Here is a 17,305-nt window from a genome sequence, read left to right on the forward strand (position 1 = left end):
GGATGGTGGTTGGCGATCTAGCCCTGGGTGACCAGGCGATAGCCGATACCCACGTGCGTCTGGATATAGCGCGGATGCGCCGGATCGGACTCGATCTTCTTGCGCAACGTGCCCATAAAGACACGCAGGCTCGCCAGGTCGCTCTTAGTTGCCGTGCCCCAAATCTCGTGCAGGATAAACTGGTGCGTCAGCACCTTGTCGGCGTTGTGCGCCAGCAGGCACAAGAGCTTGTACTCGATCGGCGTCAGATGCAGCTCCTCGCCATCCATCGTGGCGATGCCGGCATCAAAATCGATATGCAGCTCACCGGTATCGAACGAGCCCTCGGAGGCAACGCCGCCCGTTTGCGCATACGAAAGGCGCCTGAGCGTCGTGCGAATGCGCGCGAGCAGCTCCTCGACCGAAAACGGCTTGGTCAGGTAGTCGTCGGCACCGGCATCGAGTGCGCGAATCTTGTCCGCATCCTCGCTGCGCGCCGAGACCACAATGATCGGCATGCCCGACCATGCGCGCACCGACTCCACCACCTTGACGCCGTCCATATCGGGCAGGCCCAGATCGAGCAGCACAATGCTCGGTGCCTGCGATGAGGCGGCGGCGATGGCGGCATGGGCGGTCTCCACGGCCATATGGCGCAAGCCGTGCGCCTCGAGCGCGGCAACGATAAGGTTGCGGACGGCGGGGTCGTCCTCAACGACCAAGATGAGCGGTTTCATGGCAGAGTTCGACACAGCGTTACTCCTTATCAAACGAAACGTCGGCGGCGGGAAGCCCAATCGTAAAGACCGAGCCGTGCGGGTCCGCCGCGGCAACCTCTATGCTACCGCCATGCGCCAACATAATGGATCGACAGAGCGAAAGTCCCAAGCCCACGCTGCGATGGCTATCAGCCAAGCCATGGTTGACAGTGTAGAACGATTCAAAGATCCGGCCCTGCTCCTCGGGCGCAATACCGGGACCGTCATCGGCGACGGAACATGCCACCTGTCCATCGTTCGCCATAATCGAGATCACGATATGCGAGCCCGACGGCGTATAGGCAATAGCGTTGTTCACCAGGTTCACCACCAGCTGCACCATCAGGCGCGCATCGACGTTGACGAGCGCCGGCTCGTCGCACGGCACCACCTTAAGATCGTGCTCGCGTACGGCCGGGTTCACGTGGCGCAGCGCCTCCTCGACGATATCGTCCATGAGCTCGAGCGTGGTCGACAGATGCATGCCGCCGCCCTCGAGCTTTGTGATGGCGAGCAAATTCTCGACGGTGGCGTTGAGCCATTGCGCATCCGAACGAATGGAAAGGAGCATGCCGCGGCGCGTCTGGCTATCGAGCACAGCCGTGCCGGTCGAACCCTGGTCGAGTAGCACGTCGGCATTGCCCGAAATGCTGGTAAGCGGCGTGCGCAGATCGTGCGAGATGGAGCGCAGCAGATTGGCGCGAAGCTGTTCGTTTTTGGCGAGCACCGCCGCCTCCTCGCGGGCCTCCATGGCGCGGGCGCGATCGAGTGCCAGCTCGCCTTCGCTCACGATGGCGTCGGCAAGTGTCCGTTCCTCGTGCGTCAGCACGTCGGGCTCGGCAACGATAGCCAGCACGCCTACCACCGAGGTGGGGTCGCCCGAGCGCACGAAGCCGTCGCCCGTGCAAACCGTCAGGTAGATGCCATAAAACGCCGAGCTGCCATAGGTGGCATCGAGCGGCGTTCCCACATAGGCGGACGCCGAGAGCCGCGGCGGCATCTGGGGCGTCAGCTGGTGCACCGGCGCGGCGTCACCCACGGCCGTGTACGTCGCACGCGGCAGCAAGTCATCATCGTCGGCGTCGGCGCTGTACCACACGACCGGACAGCCCGAAAGACGCGCCAGCTGCGTTGCCATGGCATGCACAATCTGCTGCTGATCGGAACACCGCTGCAGCATGCGGTTGGTCTCGAGCACCATATGCGTGCGACGGTCGCTGGCGGCAGCCTGTGCCAAGGCGCGGCGCAGGGCCAACGCAATCGAGCTCGACACAAGCGAGACCACAAACATGATGAAGAACATGCCGGGATAGACGCGGTCGATAAACGATAGCGAGCAGCGCGGGTCGACAAACAAGAAGTTGTAGAGCGCTACGGCGGCAGCCGAGCTCAGCAAGCAATACAGACGGCTCCAGGTAAAGAATGCGCACAGCTGCACGGCGAACACATAGACGATCATGATGCTCGGCGCGAGACCAGGATGGTCGAGCAGCGCACCCACAATCGTCGCCGCGACCAGCAGCCCCGCCGATACGCAGGCGTCATACAGAGGGCTGCGACGTGTCAGCGTTGTGCGCCGCCACCAAAAGCTATCGGCAATATCGCCGTCCGCACGGACGTCCATCGGCACCCCGCCCCTCTCTTAAAAACAAAAACCACCACAGAGGGACAGCACCTTTGTGGCGGTTTCCCTTGTGGTGGTTCCAAGTGTATAGCCTTTGCAGCCTGCGGTCGTTAGACAAACAGCACGTGCGCGAGCAGGGCGCACACTCCTGTCCATCGAAGGCCAACTCCATGCAACCTGTCGGCGACTACGGGCGCTCGTTGGGGGCCAAGCGCTGCATCTTGTTCACAGCCTTGAACTTGGTGAACAGCGGCACATACTCAAAGCTCACGTTAGAGTTCTCCAGGCCATACCAGCGCGCCGGCGTACCGGCAAAGCGACGGATGATGTACTTGAGCGTGATGGCCGTGCGCTCGCTCGGCTCCACGTCACTCTCGGGCGCCAGGAGCTTGCGGATCATGACGAACTTAAACGTGCCGATGTTGCCCGGATCCTTGTAGACCGAGTAGTCATGCATCTGCGGCGGCAGCTCGCCAGTGGCGGCCAGATCCTGAACAACCTGGCGCAGGTAGGCGTTCACGCGCTGGTTAACCTTGTAGCCCAGGTACAGATGCACGCGGAAAACATAGTCGGTGCCAAACGTCTCGACCGAATAGGCAAAGGTATGCGGTTCGTCCATGGTCTCGACGTTCACGAACCACCAGGCGCGGGCGCGCTTGGGATGCTTGTCCAGAATCGAGTAGACGATATCGCGGTCGATGTAGTCGGTATTGGTGTCCTTGGTCAGGTACACGATGTTGTCGCTCATAAGCTCATAGCGATCGTCGTCGCGCAGGCGCTTGAGCTGCGGCAGATAGCTGCGCAGCGGCAGCAGCGTAAACTGACGCCGCTCGACCGCCGTGCCGTTGTACCAGCACAGCATAACGCCCATGATGAGCATGGCCATAAGAATAGTGAAATAGCCACCGTGGAAAAATTTGGTGAGCGAACTCACAAAGAAGAAGCCCTCGAGCATAAGGAAGAACACAACGAAGATATACGGGACGACCTTAAGGCCGCGATCAACATGCAAGTAGAAGAAGAGCAGCAGCGTCGTGCACATCATGGTCAGGGTGATCGCCAAGCCGTAGGCGGCCTCCATGTGCGCCGAGCTCTGGAACAGCAGCACCACGATGACGCAGCCCACAAGCATGACGTTGTTGACCATGGGAATATAGAGCTGGCCCTTGGTCTCGGCAGGGTAGAAGACCTGCATGTGCGGCATGAGGTCCAGGCGGCTGGCCTCGGACACCAACGAGAAAGCGCCGGTGATGAGCGCCTGCGAGGCAATGATGGCCGCGACGGTGGAAAGGCCGACGGCAAAGGGCCGCAGGCCCGGGGTGAGCATCTGGTAGAAGGGGTTGAGGTCGGCGATACCCATGAGCTCCGGGTTGCCGGCGTTGTTGATAAGCCACGCGCCCTGGCCCATGTAGGACAGCAGCAAGCAGCACTTAACGAACGGCCAGGTTGCGTAGATGTTGCCACGGCCCACGTGGCCCATGTCGGAGTAGAGCGCCTCGGCACCGGTGGTGGCGAGGAAGCAGCTGCCCAGAATCATGATGCCCGCATGGTTGTTGGGGCTCAACAAAAAGGCGATGCCGCGCACCGGGTTGAGGCACAGCAGCACGGCGGGGTGCTGGAAGACAAAGAACAGACCCGTGCCGCCCAGGAACAGGAACCACAGCGTCATGATGGGGCCAAAGGCGTGGCCGATCTTGGCCGTGCCGATGCGCTGCACCAAGAAGAGCGCAATGATGATGGCAAGCGTGATGGCCACGACGCGGGCCTGATCGTCGCCCAGCACGGCATGGACTGCCGGAATGGTGCGCAGGCCTTCGATAGCCGTAGTCACGGTAACGGCAGGCGTGAGGATGCCATCGGCGAGCAGTGCCGCGCCGCCCAGCATGGCGGGGATGATGAGCCATTTGCCGCAGCGCTTAACCAAGCTGTACAGAGCAAAGATACCGCCCTCGCCATGGTTGTCGGCGCGCAGCGAGATGAGCACGTACTTGACGGTCGTCAGCAGCGTGACCGTCCACACGACGAGCGAGAGCGCGCCGAGCACGAACTCCTCCGTGACGCTTCCGATGCCGCCGTTGCCGGCAACGAGCGCCTTGGTTACATACATGGGGCTGGTGCCGATATCGCCATACACCACGCCCAGCGTGACGAGCATCGCCGAGATGCTCACAGGAATCGCAGCGTGCGAGGCTGCCTCCTTGGCCTTTTGTTCCATAAGCCGGTTTCCTCCCAACTTTAACGTTCGAGGGGATTATAGATAATCGTCCCATGTTTTAATGCACTGTTTTCCCAGCTAGATAAACATTTATACGGCCTTTAGGCCACCGCGGCGATATGGAATGTGACAAAGGGACTGTCCCTTTGTCACATTCGTCATTTTCCGAGCCAGTTTTTGAACCACCACTCCATGGATCGGCTCATCTCGGCCATAAAGGGGCTCGTGTGCTTGCGGGTGTAGATATCCACGACGCGCTCCCCCACCTCGCGGGCATGCGGACGGAACATCGCGTCCATCTCGGCCACCTGCGCATCCATGGTCGCGGCATCGGCGCGGCGATAGCGCTCCTCGTGCACCAGGTTCACCACGGGATGCGCAATCGCCGGGCGCTCCTTGCGGGGCGTGCCGATGATGAGCATCGACAGCGGCATGGTATAGGGCGGCAAGTCCAGCAGCGCAGCAACTTCCTCGGCGTTCTCGACGACATCGCCGATATAGCAGCTCCCCAGCCCCAGGGCCTCGGCGGCGATCACGGCGTTTTGGGCAGCGATCACGGCATCCTGTGCCGCGATGGCAAAGTCGCCTAAACCCGGCGCGCGGCGGGGCGCCTTGCCCGTGCGCTCGACAAACTCGGGCTCAAAGCAACCCACGTGCTCAAACAGATCGATCCACTTGGCATAGTCGACCACAAATATAAGTGCCCAGGGCGCCTTGGCGATCATGGGCTGGTGGTCGCACAGGTCGGCCAGGCGATCGAGCGTTGTCTGCTCGCGGATACTCACGATGGAATACATCATCATGGCGCCTGCCGACGGCGCGCGGCTCGCCGCATGCAGAATCGCCGCCCGCTGCTCGTCGGTCACCGCTACGGGACGGTCGTTGTCATCGCGCGCAAAAGCGCGCGTGGACGAACGGTGCTCCAAAATGTCCAGCACCGCGTTGCCCGTGGTCTCGACCGGATAGCCGCCCGCGCCCATGCCAGCGCCCACGTCGCCCGCACTCGTCATACAAACCTGCTCGTTCATCGCCTTAACCTCGCCATTTCTTTAAGAAGCCTTTACGTTTCCGTGTAATTCCCGTCCATTATCGCGCAGGTCGCCACTACATTGCGCCACACCGCCACACATGCGCGCTAATATGGCTGGTTGTTGTGCGCAGCCACCAATCGCAGCGCATATCTTGGTAACAATCGGGTAAACCCCCGCTTTCGTAGTTTTAAGTTTGTGAGGAGTCTCAGCATGTTCGCAGCCGCCATCTCGCTCGTCGGTCTTGCGGCGACCGTCTTCCTTGTCTTGCGCGAGGCCAAGGCCATTCGCGCGCAGTCGGGCACCGTTGCCAAGGGCGCTCTTGCCTGGAGCGTCGCCTTCGGTCTGTTCCAGGTCTTTTTGACCATTTGGGGCGCCATGGGCCTCGTCGCCCAAAACGAGCCGCTCGCCTTTGTAATGCTCGTTCTGACCAATGCCATCCTCACCGGCTGCGCCTGGGCCAGCATCGCACGCGACCGCATCGCCCCGCGCGTCTTTGCGTTCGCCGCGCCCGACGCCCCCGCCCCCACCGGCAAGCTCGCCCGTCCGCGCGGCGCCTTTGTGGGCAAACCGCTCGTCGCCGCCGTGCTGTGCCTGCTGCTCGCCGGCGTCTTTGCGCTGCTGGGCATGGAGGTCTCGTCCAACCACGACTTTACCTGGGTCTACCCCCTGTGCATACTGCTCGAGTGGGCCATCATCACCACGCTCATGGTCGGCCTGTTCTTCCTGTTCCAGCGCCGCGGCGCAGCTCCCGCCGTCCTGGCCTTCGCCCTCTTTATCCTGGGCATTGCCGAGTTCTTCGTCATCACGTTTAAATCCATGCCCATCCAGCCGGGCGACCTTTCGGCCATCTCCACCGCCGCCGCGGTCGCCGGCAACGGCTACACCTACTCGATCTCGCTGTTCTGCGTGTTGTCCATGGGCTTTACCGCCATCGCCATGCTGCTATGCGAGTACGCCGGCCTGGTAGCACCGCACCGTCAGAAGGGTGCCGCCAACGCCAAGCGCATGCTGCTCACCAACCTGCTCGTGGCGGCGCTGTGCCTGGGCGGCGTGACCGCGCATGTCACGCTTATCGACTACTACAACACCCTCGGCATCACCGTCTACACCTGGCGCCCGCTCGAGAGCTACTGGCGCGAGGGTTATCTGCCTGCCTTTATTAGTGCGGCACAGTCCATCAAGCCGCCCAAACCCGCCAACTACTCCGCCGACGACGCCAAGGCAACTCTCAAAAAGTATGCCAAGGCCTATGACAAGTCCGATGCCGCCACAAGCGACGCCCGTACCGCCGCCCAAGAGCAGTTCGATAGCGAGAAGCCCACGGTCATCGCCATTATGAACGAGACCTTCTCGGATCTTTCGATCTATCAGGAGATGCACGCCGGCTACGAGGGCCCGCAGTACTTTAAGAACCTGTCCGACTGCCTCAGCCGCGGCAAGCTCTACGTGAGCGCCTACGGCGGCGGCACCGCCAATACCGAGTTTGAGTTTATGACCGGCAACTCCATGGCCAACCTGGGCTCGGGCGTGTACCCCTACACCATCTACAACATGGAAACGACCGGGAACCTGGCAGAGCAGTTCAAGTCGCTCGGATATTCCACAACGGCCATGCACCCCAACCACGCAACCAACTGGAACCGTGAGAACGTCTACAAGGACTTTGGCTTTGACCAGTTCCTGTCTATCAACGACTTCCAGGGAGCCGACACCTTGCGCGGCATGGTGACCGACCAGGCAACCTACGACAAAATCCTTGAGCTGCTCAACCAGAACGCCGACCCGCAGTTCATCTTTGACGTGACCATGCAGAACCACTCGGGCTACGATACGGGCCTGCTGCCGGCAGATAAGCAGATGCACCTGAACATCGACACGACCGATCTGGACGCCAAGACCATCGAGGACGGCACACTCTCCGATGTCGACGAGTACGTCTCGTGCATCGAGCAGTCCGACCAGGCGCTGCGCTACTTCCTCAATGCCCTGCGCAATCTCGACCGCAAGGTGGTCGTGGTGTTCTGGGGCGACCATCAGCCGTTCTTCCCGTCCAAGTTCAACGACAAGTGGTTTACCGGCGAAGACGACGCTACGCATCAGGAGCGCCTGTGGCAGACCGACTACATCATCTGGGCCAACTACGACGTTGCCGGCTGCGACCAGACGAGCGAGGTCGACGACCTGTCCATCAACTACCTGTCCACCCAGCTGATGCAGCTGATCGGCGCACCACTGACCGACTACCAGAAAGCGCACATGACGCTGCGCAAGTCGCTGCCCGCCATCAACTCGGTGGGCTACGAGGACGCTAGCCTGCGCTGGGCGCTCTCCTCCAACGTCACCGGCGAAGACGCCGTCGCCGCGGCGGCCACCAAGGCGCGCGAGGATTACGCCAAGATGCAGTACTACGAGATGTTCCGCGACGGCAAGAACGTGTACACCGAACACCTCCAGACCGAGGCCAACGAGACCGACCCCAACCTGGCGCCGGGTACGACCAAGATCAAGTAGCGGGGATCAAGTAACGGGGTCGGGGGCCCGAATCGACGGCAGGCGGAGGTACGGGAAAGGTCTGCTGCTCAAACAGTCCTGCGCAAGACGGGGGCCACATTAAGTGGCCCCCTTTGCGTGCGGAACTCGCGACAGACCTTTCCCGTACCTCCGCCTGCCGTCGCCCCTCACCCGTTGCGGGTTGAGTGGGCTGAAGAGAAACTGCGCTCGCCACACGCTTGCCACGGTTACGCCCACGAGTGTCAAGAAAAAGCCTCGAGGATCTCGAGGCTTACGCTTCTGTATTATTTCGCACGCGCGGCAGCGATAGACCTACTCGCCCAGCACGGCCTTCTTGGCGGCTGCCGCCATGTTGTCCAGATCTTCCTTGGTCGGATGGTCCTTCGCGGCAACCCAGTTGTCGAGCAGCATCTTAGCGCGGGCGTTGTCGGGATCTTGCTCGAGCATGGCCTCGTAGCGCTGCTTGACCGAAGGGCCCATCTTGCCCTGGCACATCGCCCAACCTACAAGCTCGGCATCATTGGCCAAATTGGAGGTCACGCGATCGATAATCTGCTGATAATAGCTCTGGTCGGCGCCAAAACCGCAGGTGCCAAACAAAAAGACGCGCTTGCCGTGCAAGGTGGAGAGCAACGCCGCGACCGAAGGCGTGCACGCGCCCTTGTCACACCAAAAACCGACGAGCACCGTGTCGGCCGCGCAGGCGCCCTGCGCCTCGAGCGCAACCTGATCTGCATCCGCATCGTCGCTCAACGCCGCGGCATGGACAAACTCAACACCCGCAGCCTGCAGAGCGCGCTTGATCGCGCCCGAAACCATCCTGGTATTGCCGCTCTTGCTGTTAACCACCAAAGAGCACGTCATAGCCACGTTGCCTCGTTTCCCCCAAAACTAAAGCCACTAATGCAATTTATTAGATGAATATCTTAGTACCAACGTGACAGATGTAAACCACCTGCCGCTAATCGGTGGCCCCTACTGGGCAAACTGGCTGCGGTAAAGATCGGCATAGAAGCCGTCTGCCGCCAGCAGCTCGTCGTGTGTGCCGCGCTCGATAATCTCGCCGTCGCGCATCACCAGAATGCAGTCGGCGTTGCGAATGGTGCTCAGGCGGTGCGCCACCACAAAGCTTGTGCGACCGGCCATGAGCTCGTCGAATGCCGTCTGCACCTGCAGCTCGGTGCGGGTATCGATGCTCGAGGTCGCCTCGTCCAGCAGCAAGATCGCCGGGTCGGTGAGCATGACGCGCGCGATGCACAGCAGCTGTTTTTGACCCTGGCTAAACGTGCCGCCGTCCTCGCCAATCACCGTGTCGTAGCCCTGCGGCAGCTGCACGATAAACTTGTGCGCATGCGCGCGCTTGGCAGCTTCGATAACCTGCTCGCGCGTGGCATCGGGACAGCCGTAGGCGATGTTATCTGCCACCGTGCCCTCGAACAGCCACGTATCCTGCAACACCATGCCAAAGGCACGGCGCAGGCTTGCGCGCGTGTAGTCACGCGAGGAACGGCCATCGACCGCAATGCGGCCGGCATCGATATCATAAAAACGCAGCAGCAAATTGATGAGCGTTGTCTTGCCACAGCCCGTAGGGCCGACCAGGGCAAAGCGCATGCCGGGCTTGGCCTCGATGCAGATATCCTGCAGCAGCTTGCGGTCGGACACGTAGCTAAAGTCCACATGCTCAAAGGCGACCTCGCCCTGCGGTGCGGCAAGCTCTATAGCGTCCGACGCGTCGGGCTCCTGCTCGCGCGCATCGAGCAGCGCAAACATGCGGCGCGCCGAGGCATACGCCGCCTGGATCTGCGTAATAACGTTGGTGACCTCGTTGAACGGCTTAGTGTACTGGTTAGCATAGGACAGAAAGATCTGCACGCCGCCCACCGTAAGCGCCGCCGGCACGCCCGTGATCACGCCCGCGCAGCCGATCACAGCGACCACGGCATAGATGATGTTATTGATAAAGCGCGTGCCGGGGTTGGAGAGCGAACCCATAAACTGCGCGCGCTCGCCCGCGGTGTAGAGCTCGGCATTGAGGGCATCGAAGCTCGCTTGCGCGTTGGAGCCATAGGCAAAGGCGTCGACAAGCTTCTGCTCGCCCACGTACTCCTCGATATGACCACCGAGCTGGCCTTGGATGCGCTGCTGTGCCGTAAAGCTTTTGTTGGAGAGCTTGGCAATAGCACCGGCTGCAAAAATGGAAAGCGGCGTGACGAGCACCACCACGAGCGTCATGGTCAGGTTGATGGAAAGCATAAACGCGAGCGTGCCCACGATGGTGATAACGCCGGTGAAAAGCTGGGTAAAGCCCTGCAGCAGGCCATCGCCCACCTGATCGACGTCGTTAACCACGCGGCCCATAAGGTCGCCGTGGGCATGGCTGTCGATAAAGCTGAGCGGCATGCGGCTGAGCTTGTCGCTCGCCTCCACGCGCATGTCGCGCACCGTCTCGTAGGACAGGCGGTTGACGCAGTAGCCCTGCAGCCACTGGAAAGCCGCAGCACCTACGACGACAATCCCGAGCTTGGTGACAAGCGGCAGCAGCGCGTCGAAGTCCACCTGCCCGGCGGCGACGATCAGGTCGATGCCCTCGCCGACGAGGATGGGCGTGTAGAGCTGCAAGATCACCGAAGCGGCGGCACTCACAAACGACGCTACAAACGAAATGCGGTGCGGACGAACATAGCCCAGCAGGCGGCGAGTTACCGCGCCCACGGGATAGCGCTCGGGATCGCCGGGCTGACGCGGGCCGTCACCCAAGTCACTGAGGTTATCGTTGCCGGACACGTTGGCCGTCATCGTGGCGACCGAACCGGAGGAAGTGTAGGGATTCATTTAGCAGCCCTCCTTTGCGCAGACGGATGCGGGGGCGGTCGGGGCGCCTGGGGCGGACGCGGGGCTTGGAGCGGGCGTGGGCGCCGTACTCCCCTGCTGACCCTCGAGCTCCTCGCGGCGAAGCTGCGACTGGCAAATCTCGCGGTAGAGCTGGCAGCTTGCATACAGCTCATCGTGCGTGCCCAAGCCCGCGACCGAGCCGTGGTCGAGTACGCAAATCACGTCGGCGTCGCGCACGGTCGAGACGCGCTGGCTCACGATGATGGTCGTCAGCGGCAGCCCGCCCTCGGCGGTACCGCACACGCTTCGTTCGCGAATGGCACGGCGAAGCGCTGCGTCGGTCTTAAAGTCGAGCGCCGAGGCGGAGTCATCCATAATCAGAACCTGCGGCGAGCCCACTAAGGCACGCGCGATAGTCAGGCGCTGACGCTGGCCACCGCTAAAGTTCTTGCCGCCCGCCTCGACCGGGGCATCGAGGCCCTGCGGCTTGTTGCGTACGAACTCGCTGGCCTGCGCCATATCGAGCGCCGCCCACAGCTCCTCGTCGGTTGCCGCCTCGTCGCGCCAGGTCAGGTTGCTGCGGATGGTGCCACTCACCAGCGACGCGCGCTGCGGGACGGTCGCGACCACGTGGCGCAGCTGGTCGAGCGGCCAGGTGCGCGCGTCGGCGCCCATCACGCTCACGCTGCCGGCGCTCGCATCGTACAGGCGTGGGATAAGCGAGACGAGTGTGGACTTGCCGCTGCCCGTGCCGCCGATAATGCCGAGCGTTTTGCCCGCCGGCAGCTCCAGGGTCACATCGTTGACGGCGTTGGCAGCGCCCGCGCCAAACGAAAAGCTCGCATGGTCAAAGCTCAGTGCGGGAACTGGAACAGCGCCACCCGCCAGTTCGCTCGGCTTGGGCAGCGCGACCGGCTGGTTGCCCTCGTCGGTGATGCTCGGCTCACAATTGAACACCTCGTTGATGCGCGACGCGCTGGCGCTCGCCTTGGTAAAGACCACGACCAGGTTGGCGACGTACACGATGGAGGTGAGCGTCTGCGTCATGTAGTTCACAAACGCCATAACCTGGCCCTGCGTAAGCTCACCCGCGTTGACCTGGATGCCGCCCACCCACAGGATGGCGCACACGCCCAGGTTCATCATCAAAAACGTGACGGGGTTAAGGATCGACGAGAGCTTGCCCACCGCGATGGCAACATGCGCCTGCTCATCGGCGGCTAGGGCAAAGCGCTCGCGCTCGTGATCCTCGCGTACAAAGGCGCGGACCACGCGGGCGCCCGAAAGCCCCTCGCGGCAAATGAGTGCGATGCGGTCGAGCTTTGCCTGCAGCTGCTTGTAGTACGGAATGCAGCGCGCCATGACAAACCAAAACACCAAGCCGATGGCGGGCGTGCAAATCAAAAAGATCACGCCGAGCTTAAGGTCGATGGCAAGGGCCGCGCACATAGAGCCCACCGCCAAAAAGGGCCAGCGAATGAGCATGCGCACGCCCAGCGCCACGGCAAGCTGCACCTGGTTGACATCGTTGGTGATGCGCGTAATGAGCGACGGCGTACCAAAGCGATCGAGCTCAGCATAGCTCAGCTTATTGATGTGCTGGTAGAGTGCGCCGCGGATGTCGGTGCCCATGCCCTGCGAGGTGAGCGCCGCCATCTTTTGGCAGACGAGCGTAAACGAGATGCCGATCACAGCCATGGCGGCGAGCACCATACCGTAGTGGACGACGGCGTTGACATCGCGTGCGCCAATACCCTTATCGATCATCTGGGCAATCACGAGCGGCGTAAGTAGGTCAAAGATCACTTCGATCAACTTACACGCAGGGCCAATCACCATATACCGGCGAAACTTACCACCAAAACGCCTGAGCAGCTCAATCATAAAAAGGCGCTCCCTATCATCATCTCTCTTCAATCTGATTCATGATAGTACGGCGAGCCCTGGAGATGCGTAAGCAACTCGTTACAGATGTAAGGGCGACGGTCACTAGCGCCCAAGGCATGTAGCAGCCGATGTTTTGGCAACGCCAGCGAGCGCCGCAAGACACGGGATTCAATTCTTCAGATAAATGCGCCCTCTACGGGTGATTTTTGGACGATGCGGTCCCGGTGCCGGCGGGCTGTTTAGTGTCTCGCTGGTCCTCGGCTTTGCCTGCGGGATCGCTCGACTACCAAACAGCCCGCCGGCACCGGGACCGCATCGCGGCACCAAAAAGCGCCCGTGCGCTCGATGGATTCGGATGCCCGACAGAGGCTCCTTATGGCTGCTTCCTTCCGGACCTGACCAGATTCGGAACATGTCGTCATCCGAACCCATCGAACGCGCTTGGCGCTCGGTATATCTTACCCGCTCCCGCCCGATGGGGCAAGGTAGCTAATTTGGGACGGGGCCAAAAAGACTACTTTTGAGTTGCGGTGGAATAGTTCCTGTTTTACGGCCAAGGCCAAAAACAGGAACTATTCCATCGCAACTTATTGAGACTTACCTGGATAAACTTAAATACGGCCGAGGTCGTAGGCTCGAGCGGCTGCCTCGCCGGCACAGATGAGGTTGGTTGTGGCTTCCTGGGGGTCGAGCGCTTGGTCAAGGGGCATGGGTCTGCGGCAGACCGGCAGAACCAAGTCGATACCCTGTCCATACACCGCATCCAGGTTGTCGGCACGACCGCCCACGACGGAGACCACCGGCTTGCTATATCGCTTCGCACGACGGGCCACGCCCACCGGCGCCTTACCGGCGGCGGATTGCTCGTCCATATTGCCCTCGCCCGTTATGACCAGGTCGGCATCGCGCACGCACTCGTCAAACCCAATCAAATCGAGCACCGTCTCCACGCCCGAGCGCAGCTCCGCACCGAGCGCCAGCAGCGCGGCACCCAAGCCGCCGGCGGCACCGGCACCGGGCACACCAAGCACCGATCCAAATGACCGTGCGCCCTCGGGCGCGCGCAGAAGCTTCTGGGCTCGCATCTCGAAAATCGCCGCATCGAGCAGACGACCGTAGCCGACCATCCAGCCGTCGTACCCGCGTAGCGCCTCGACGTCACCCGTCGGCAGGCCTTTCTGCCCGCCAAACACCGTCAGGGCGCCTCGGCGCCCCACGAGCGGATTCTCAACATCGGAAAGCACCACGATACGCACGCCGTTCAGCGCCCGAAGCGCTGGCGCCAAATCGATACTCACCACGTGTTCGAGACCCGCAAGACCGGGGGCGATATTGCAGCCACACTCGTCGACAAGATGCGCGCCCAGCGCCTGCAGCATACCGGCGCCGCCATCGTTGGTAGCGCTACCGCCCAAGCCAATATAGATAGTCTTTGCCCCAGCACGGACCGCGCGAAGCATGAGCTCGCCCACGCCATAGGTCGAAGCCGCCAACGCCGCCGATTCCGTGCAGGGCGAATACCCAATACCCGCCGCCTCGGCCATCTCAACTACAGCCGACTCGTGCTCGCCGTCCACCAGCATCCGGGCAGACACGCGGTCGCCCAAGGGGCCTGCAACCTCGCAGGTCACAAGCTCGCCGCCGCGCGCGGCGACGGCATCGAGCGTTCCCTCGCCACCATCTGCCAGCGGCAAAGCGCTCAGCTCGGCATCGGGCCACACCTGGCACACGCCTTCGGCAACGGCCGCCTCCGCCTGCGCGCTCGAAACGCTGCCCTTAAAGGAATCGATCGCCAACAGCACACGGCGGGGCCGGCGCTGCACAGGACCAAAGTTGAGTGTCTCGTCGGCGAGATCCCCAACACCCGCAAGTGCCTCGGCATGGACGGCATGCGCCTCAAGGCTTAGACCGCAGCCGCACGCGGCGCCACCCACACCGCGCAAACCGGCAAAATAGCTGCTCAGTACCCTGCGACACTCGTCTGCCAGCACGCCGGCGGTCACATTAAACCGATGGTTCAGGCGCGAATCGGCATTGAGGTCATACAGCGAGCCCACCGCGCCCGCCTTGGCATCGGCCGCGCCATACACGCAACGCCCCACGCGCGCGTTAACCATAAGCCCCGCACACATGCAGCAGGGTTCGAGCGTCACGTAGACTGTACAATCGGAAAGGCGCCAACGCCCAAGCGTCTGAGCGGCGGCGCACAGGGCCAAAAACTCGGCATGTGCCGAAGGGTCCTGGTCGAGCTCACGGCGATTATGCGCCCTCGCGACAATCTCGCCCGCACGCACCACCACAGCACCAATCGGCACCTCGCCCACTGTCGCAGCGGCGCGCGCCTCCGCCAGCGCCTCGCGCATGAACTTCTCGTCGATTTCGGTGATCGTCATCGTTCGCCTTCCCTGTTGCAAATTCAAAACGATGCTATCATTACGACTCACGGAGAGATGGCAGAGCGGTTGAATGCGGCGGTCTTGAAAACCGTTGAGCGCGAGAGCGTTCCGGGGGTTCGAATCCCCCTCTCTCCGCCACCTTAGTGATTCACCGGCGTCATGGTGCGCTCAAACAGCGCATCGACCACGTCGGCCATCTCGGGTCGACGCTCAAGATCGTGGCCCGATTCCCACCAATTTGTGAACACTCGAATAATGCCACCGGCGATAAATTCCGATGTCGTCTCGAGCGAAACGGGCGCCAGGGCGTCTTCGGCAAGCGATCTCATCACGCGCTCACGGATGGAATGCGCGATGCGGTCGCAAATCATGCCGGTCAGCATGCCCGACATGCTGCTCGCCAAAAGGTTATCCATGAGCTGCTCATGCGCCAGAACCATATTCATGGCATCGTCAAAGACCTCATGGCGAAGCGCCTGTACATCCACAAGCGGCTCCGCGTCCGCTGCGTCGGTCTGGTTTTGCGGCAAGCCCGTCATAAGCTCATCGATATAGAAGGCAAAATAATCGTTTTTATCGCGAAAATGCTTATAGAACGTCGTGCGGCGAATCAGGGCCCGGTCGCAAAGCATGGCAACCGTCAAATCCTCAAACCGATGCTCTTCCAAAAGCTCGGTAAAGGCGTCGAACAGGGCACGATAGGTTTTCTTGATGCGAAGGTCCATCCGTATCGCCATCCTCAAGGCGTAGACAGCATTCCGTAATTTGTCGCATATCTTACACCTGTACCAACCGTTCGATATTGGCGCCCCCTCCCTGGTTGAAACAAAACGCTTACCGGAAAGTTCGGCACCGCCAAAGGTTGCGGGTATACTAGATACGTTATACCAACAACGGCCGGCGCAAAACGCCGCTGCCATTCGAAACGGAGACATCATGCTTCCCGTCATCATCGGTATCGTTGTTGTCGTTGTGATCGTCTGCGCCATCGCTGGCATCTACAACAACATGGTTACCAAGCGCAATCGCATCGATAACGCCTGGCAGAACATCGACACGCAGCTGCAGCGCCGCAACGACCTGATCCCCAACCTGGTCGAGACCGTCAAGGGCTACGCCAAGCACGAGCAGGACACGCTCGCCGCCGTGATCAACGCGCGCAACACCGCCGTAAGCGCCACCACCCCCGAGGCCAAAATGGAAGCCGACAACGTGCTGACCGGTGCACTGCGCCAGCTCTTTGCCGTGGCCGAGGCCTACCCCGACCTTAAGGCGAACACCAACTTTATGCAGCTCCAGGCTACGCTCGAGGACACCGAGAACAAGGTGAGCTACGCGCGCCAGAGCTACAACGACTGCGTGCTCAGCTACAACAACGCCATCCAGACGTTCCCGGCCGTTATCTTTGCCGGCATCTTCCAGTTTAAGGAGCGTCAGGGCTTCGAGGCCGCCGAAGCTGCCCGCCAGGCACCGACCGTCAAGTTCTAACAGATCCGCAGCGTATCCTTAATCGGGTATATGCATAAACCGTCCCGTCGAATGCATACTTCGGCTGGACGGTTGCTTTTTGCCCACAGGTACCCCAGTGGGCGGCGTGCAAATTTTGGAGTTTTCAGCATCCTGGAGCCCAAAGGAACAGGAACGGGCCCACAAAACCGCGTTGAAAACCCTGATTCTGAGCCCTCAGCACCTCAGGGATCACTCATTTTCTACAGGATGCGGCTCACGGCGCCTGACTTTCGCCCAAAATCCCGTATGCATGCGCACCCGGCTGCTGAAAACTCCCAAAAATGTACGCCCCGTCCCACCCCAGGCGAGCGGCAACCGGAAAACCGCGCACGCACCTCTTCCTGGTGCGCGGTTTTCCTACAGAACTGCGCGGGGTCACTAGGGCCAAGCTCCTTATGGAGCCCACACCCAGGCGCACTCCGCAGGACGAAAGAACCCCCGCCGCACGTAGTGTGAACTGCACCCCAAAACCTGGACGGCTTAAATAAGAACTACGCCGCAAGGGACTGTCTCCGGAACTCCTCCGGGGTCAGTCCCTTCAGTTTAACCTGGCGCCTCCT

The 17,305-nt window shown here is 61.4% G+C and carries 12 protein-coding genes, 1 tRNA gene and 1 other RNA gene; 3 read left to right on the plus strand and 11 right to left on the minus strand.

Features of this window, described 5'->3' with window-relative positions:
* Positions 1-17: 17 nt before the first annotated feature.
* The 4 genes from ACTM86_RS08410 to ACTM86_RS08425 form a co-directional block, all read right to left on the minus strand.
* Positions 18-731 (minus strand): response regulator, encoded by a 714-nt coding sequence (locus ACTM86_RS08410; RefSeq protein WP_370450656.1) that lies wholly within the window; start codon positions 729-731, stop codon positions 18-20.
* A gap of 4 nt (positions 732-735) precedes the next feature.
* Positions 736-2,361: a sensor histidine kinase gene (locus ACTM86_RS08415; protein WP_441017102.1), complete on the minus strand. Its 1,626-nt coding sequence runs from the start codon at positions 2,359-2,361 to the stop codon at positions 736-738.
* Between the two features lie 187 nt (positions 2,362-2,548).
* Positions 2,549-4,576, minus strand: coding sequence for a KUP/HAK/KT family potassium transporter (locus ACTM86_RS08420; RefSeq protein ID WP_427719648.1), 2,028 nt, complete (start codon positions 4,574-4,576; stop codon positions 2,549-2,551).
* A 158-nt stretch (positions 4,577-4,734) separates the two neighbouring features.
* Positions 4,735-5,604, minus strand: a complete 870-nt coding sequence (locus ACTM86_RS08425) for a nitroreductase family protein (RefSeq protein ID WP_441017099.1) — start codon at positions 5,602-5,604, stop codon at positions 4,735-4,737.
* A gap of 213 nt (positions 5,605-5,817) precedes the next feature.
* Here ACTM86_RS08425 and ACTM86_RS08430 point away from each other — a divergent pair, with 213 nt between their 5' ends.
* Entirely contained in the window at positions 5,818-8,118 is a 2,301-nt protein-coding gene (locus ACTM86_RS08430) for an LTA synthase family protein (protein ID WP_441017096.1), read from the plus strand.
* Positions 8,119-8,430: 312 nt separating this feature from the next.
* On the opposite strand, the gene bilS is transcribed toward ACTM86_RS08430, so the two are convergent.
* From bilS to tadA, 5 genes are all read right to left on the minus strand, one after another.
* Entirely contained in the window at positions 8,431-8,982 is a 552-nt protein-coding gene (gene bilS / locus ACTM86_RS08435; RefSeq protein WP_441017093.1) for a flavodoxin family protein BilS, read from the minus strand.
* Positions 8,983-9,093: 111 nt separating this feature from the next.
* Positions 9,094-10,953 (minus strand): ABC transporter ATP-binding protein, encoded by a 1,860-nt coding sequence (locus tag ACTM86_RS08440; RefSeq protein ID WP_441017090.1) that lies wholly within the window; start codon positions 10,951-10,953, stop codon positions 9,094-9,096.
* Positions 10,954-12,837 carry an ABC transporter ATP-binding protein gene (locus tag ACTM86_RS08445; RefSeq protein ID WP_441017087.1) on the minus strand — a complete coding sequence of 628 codons (1,884 nt, stop codon included), beginning with the start codon at positions 12,835-12,837 and terminating at the stop codon, positions 10,954-10,956.
* 342 nt (positions 12,838-13,179) lie between these two features.
* An RNA gene (ffs, locus tag ACTM86_RS08450) (signal recognition particle sRNA small type) lies at positions 13,180-13,275 on the minus strand.
* A gap of 176 nt (positions 13,276-13,451) precedes the next feature.
* On the minus strand, positions 13,452-15,233 hold the full coding sequence (gene tadA / locus ACTM86_RS08455; protein WP_441017084.1) for a tRNA adenosine(34) deaminase TadA: 1,782 nt from the start codon (positions 15,231-15,233) through the stop codon (positions 13,452-13,454).
* Positions 15,234-15,284: 51 nt separating this feature from the next.
* Between tadA and ACTM86_RS08460 the strand changes: the two genes are divergently transcribed.
* Positions 15,285-15,374: transfer RNA gene (locus ACTM86_RS08460), tRNA-Ser, on the plus strand.
* Positions 15,375-15,376: 2 nt separating this feature from the next.
* Here the strand turns inward: ACTM86_RS08460 and ACTM86_RS08465 are convergent.
* Positions 15,377-15,961, minus strand: coding sequence for a TetR/AcrR family transcriptional regulator (locus tag ACTM86_RS08465; RefSeq protein WP_441017081.1), 585 nt, complete (start codon positions 15,959-15,961; stop codon positions 15,377-15,379).
* Positions 15,962-16,172: 211 nt separating this feature from the next.
* Between ACTM86_RS08465 and ACTM86_RS08470 the strand changes: the two genes are divergently transcribed.
* Entirely contained in the window at positions 16,173-16,724 is a 552-nt protein-coding gene (locus tag ACTM86_RS08470) for a LemA family protein (protein ID WP_427719860.1), read from the plus strand.
* A 512-nt stretch (positions 16,725-17,236) separates the two neighbouring features.
* Here ACTM86_RS08470 and ACTM86_RS08475 read toward each other — a convergent pair.
* A partial coding sequence (locus tag ACTM86_RS08475; protein WP_441017134.1) for an IS3 family transposase occupies positions 17,237-17,305 on the minus strand: 69 nt, incomplete at its 5' end.

Source organism: Collinsella sp. HCP3S3_E11, assembly GCF_052067375.1.
Lineage (GTDB): Bacteria > Actinomycetota > Coriobacteriia > Coriobacteriales > Coriobacteriaceae > Collinsella.

Coding starts and splice junctions, on each gene's coding strand:
- ACTM86_RS08420 (WP_427719648.1), bottom strand. CDS start 4,576: ATGGAACAAAAGGCCAAGGAGGCAGCCTCGCACGCTGCGATTCCTGTG.
- ACTM86_RS08470 (WP_427719860.1), top strand. CDS start 16,173: ATGCTTCCCGTCATCATCGGTATCGTTGTTGTCGTTGTGATCGTCTGC.
- tadA (WP_441017084.1), bottom strand. CDS start 15,233: ATGACGATCACCGAAATCGACGAGAAGTTCATGCGCGAGGCGCTGGCG.
- bilS (WP_441017093.1), bottom strand. CDS start 8,982: ATGACGTGCTCTTTGGTGGTTAACAGCAAGAGCGGCAATACCAGGATG.
- ACTM86_RS08440 (WP_441017090.1), bottom strand. CDS start 10,953: ATGAATCCCTACACTTCCTCCGGTTCGGTCGCCACGATGACGGCCAAC.
- ACTM86_RS08430 (WP_441017096.1), top strand. CDS start 5,818: ATGTTCGCAGCCGCCATCTCGCTCGTCGGTCTTGCGGCGACCGTCTTC.
- ACTM86_RS08415 (WP_441017102.1), bottom strand. CDS start 2,361: ATGGACGTCCGTGCGGACGGCGATATTGCCGATAGCTTTTGGTGGCGG.
- ACTM86_RS08445 (WP_441017087.1), bottom strand. CDS start 12,837: ATGATTGAGCTGCTCAGGCGTTTTGGTGGTAAGTTTCGCCGGTATATG.
- ACTM86_RS08465 (WP_441017081.1), bottom strand. CDS start 15,961: ATGGACCTTCGCATCAAGAAAACCTATCGTGCCCTGTTCGACGCCTTT.
- ACTM86_RS08425 (WP_441017099.1), bottom strand. CDS start 5,604: ATGAACGAGCAGGTTTGTATGACGAGTGCGGGCGACGTGGGCGCTGGC.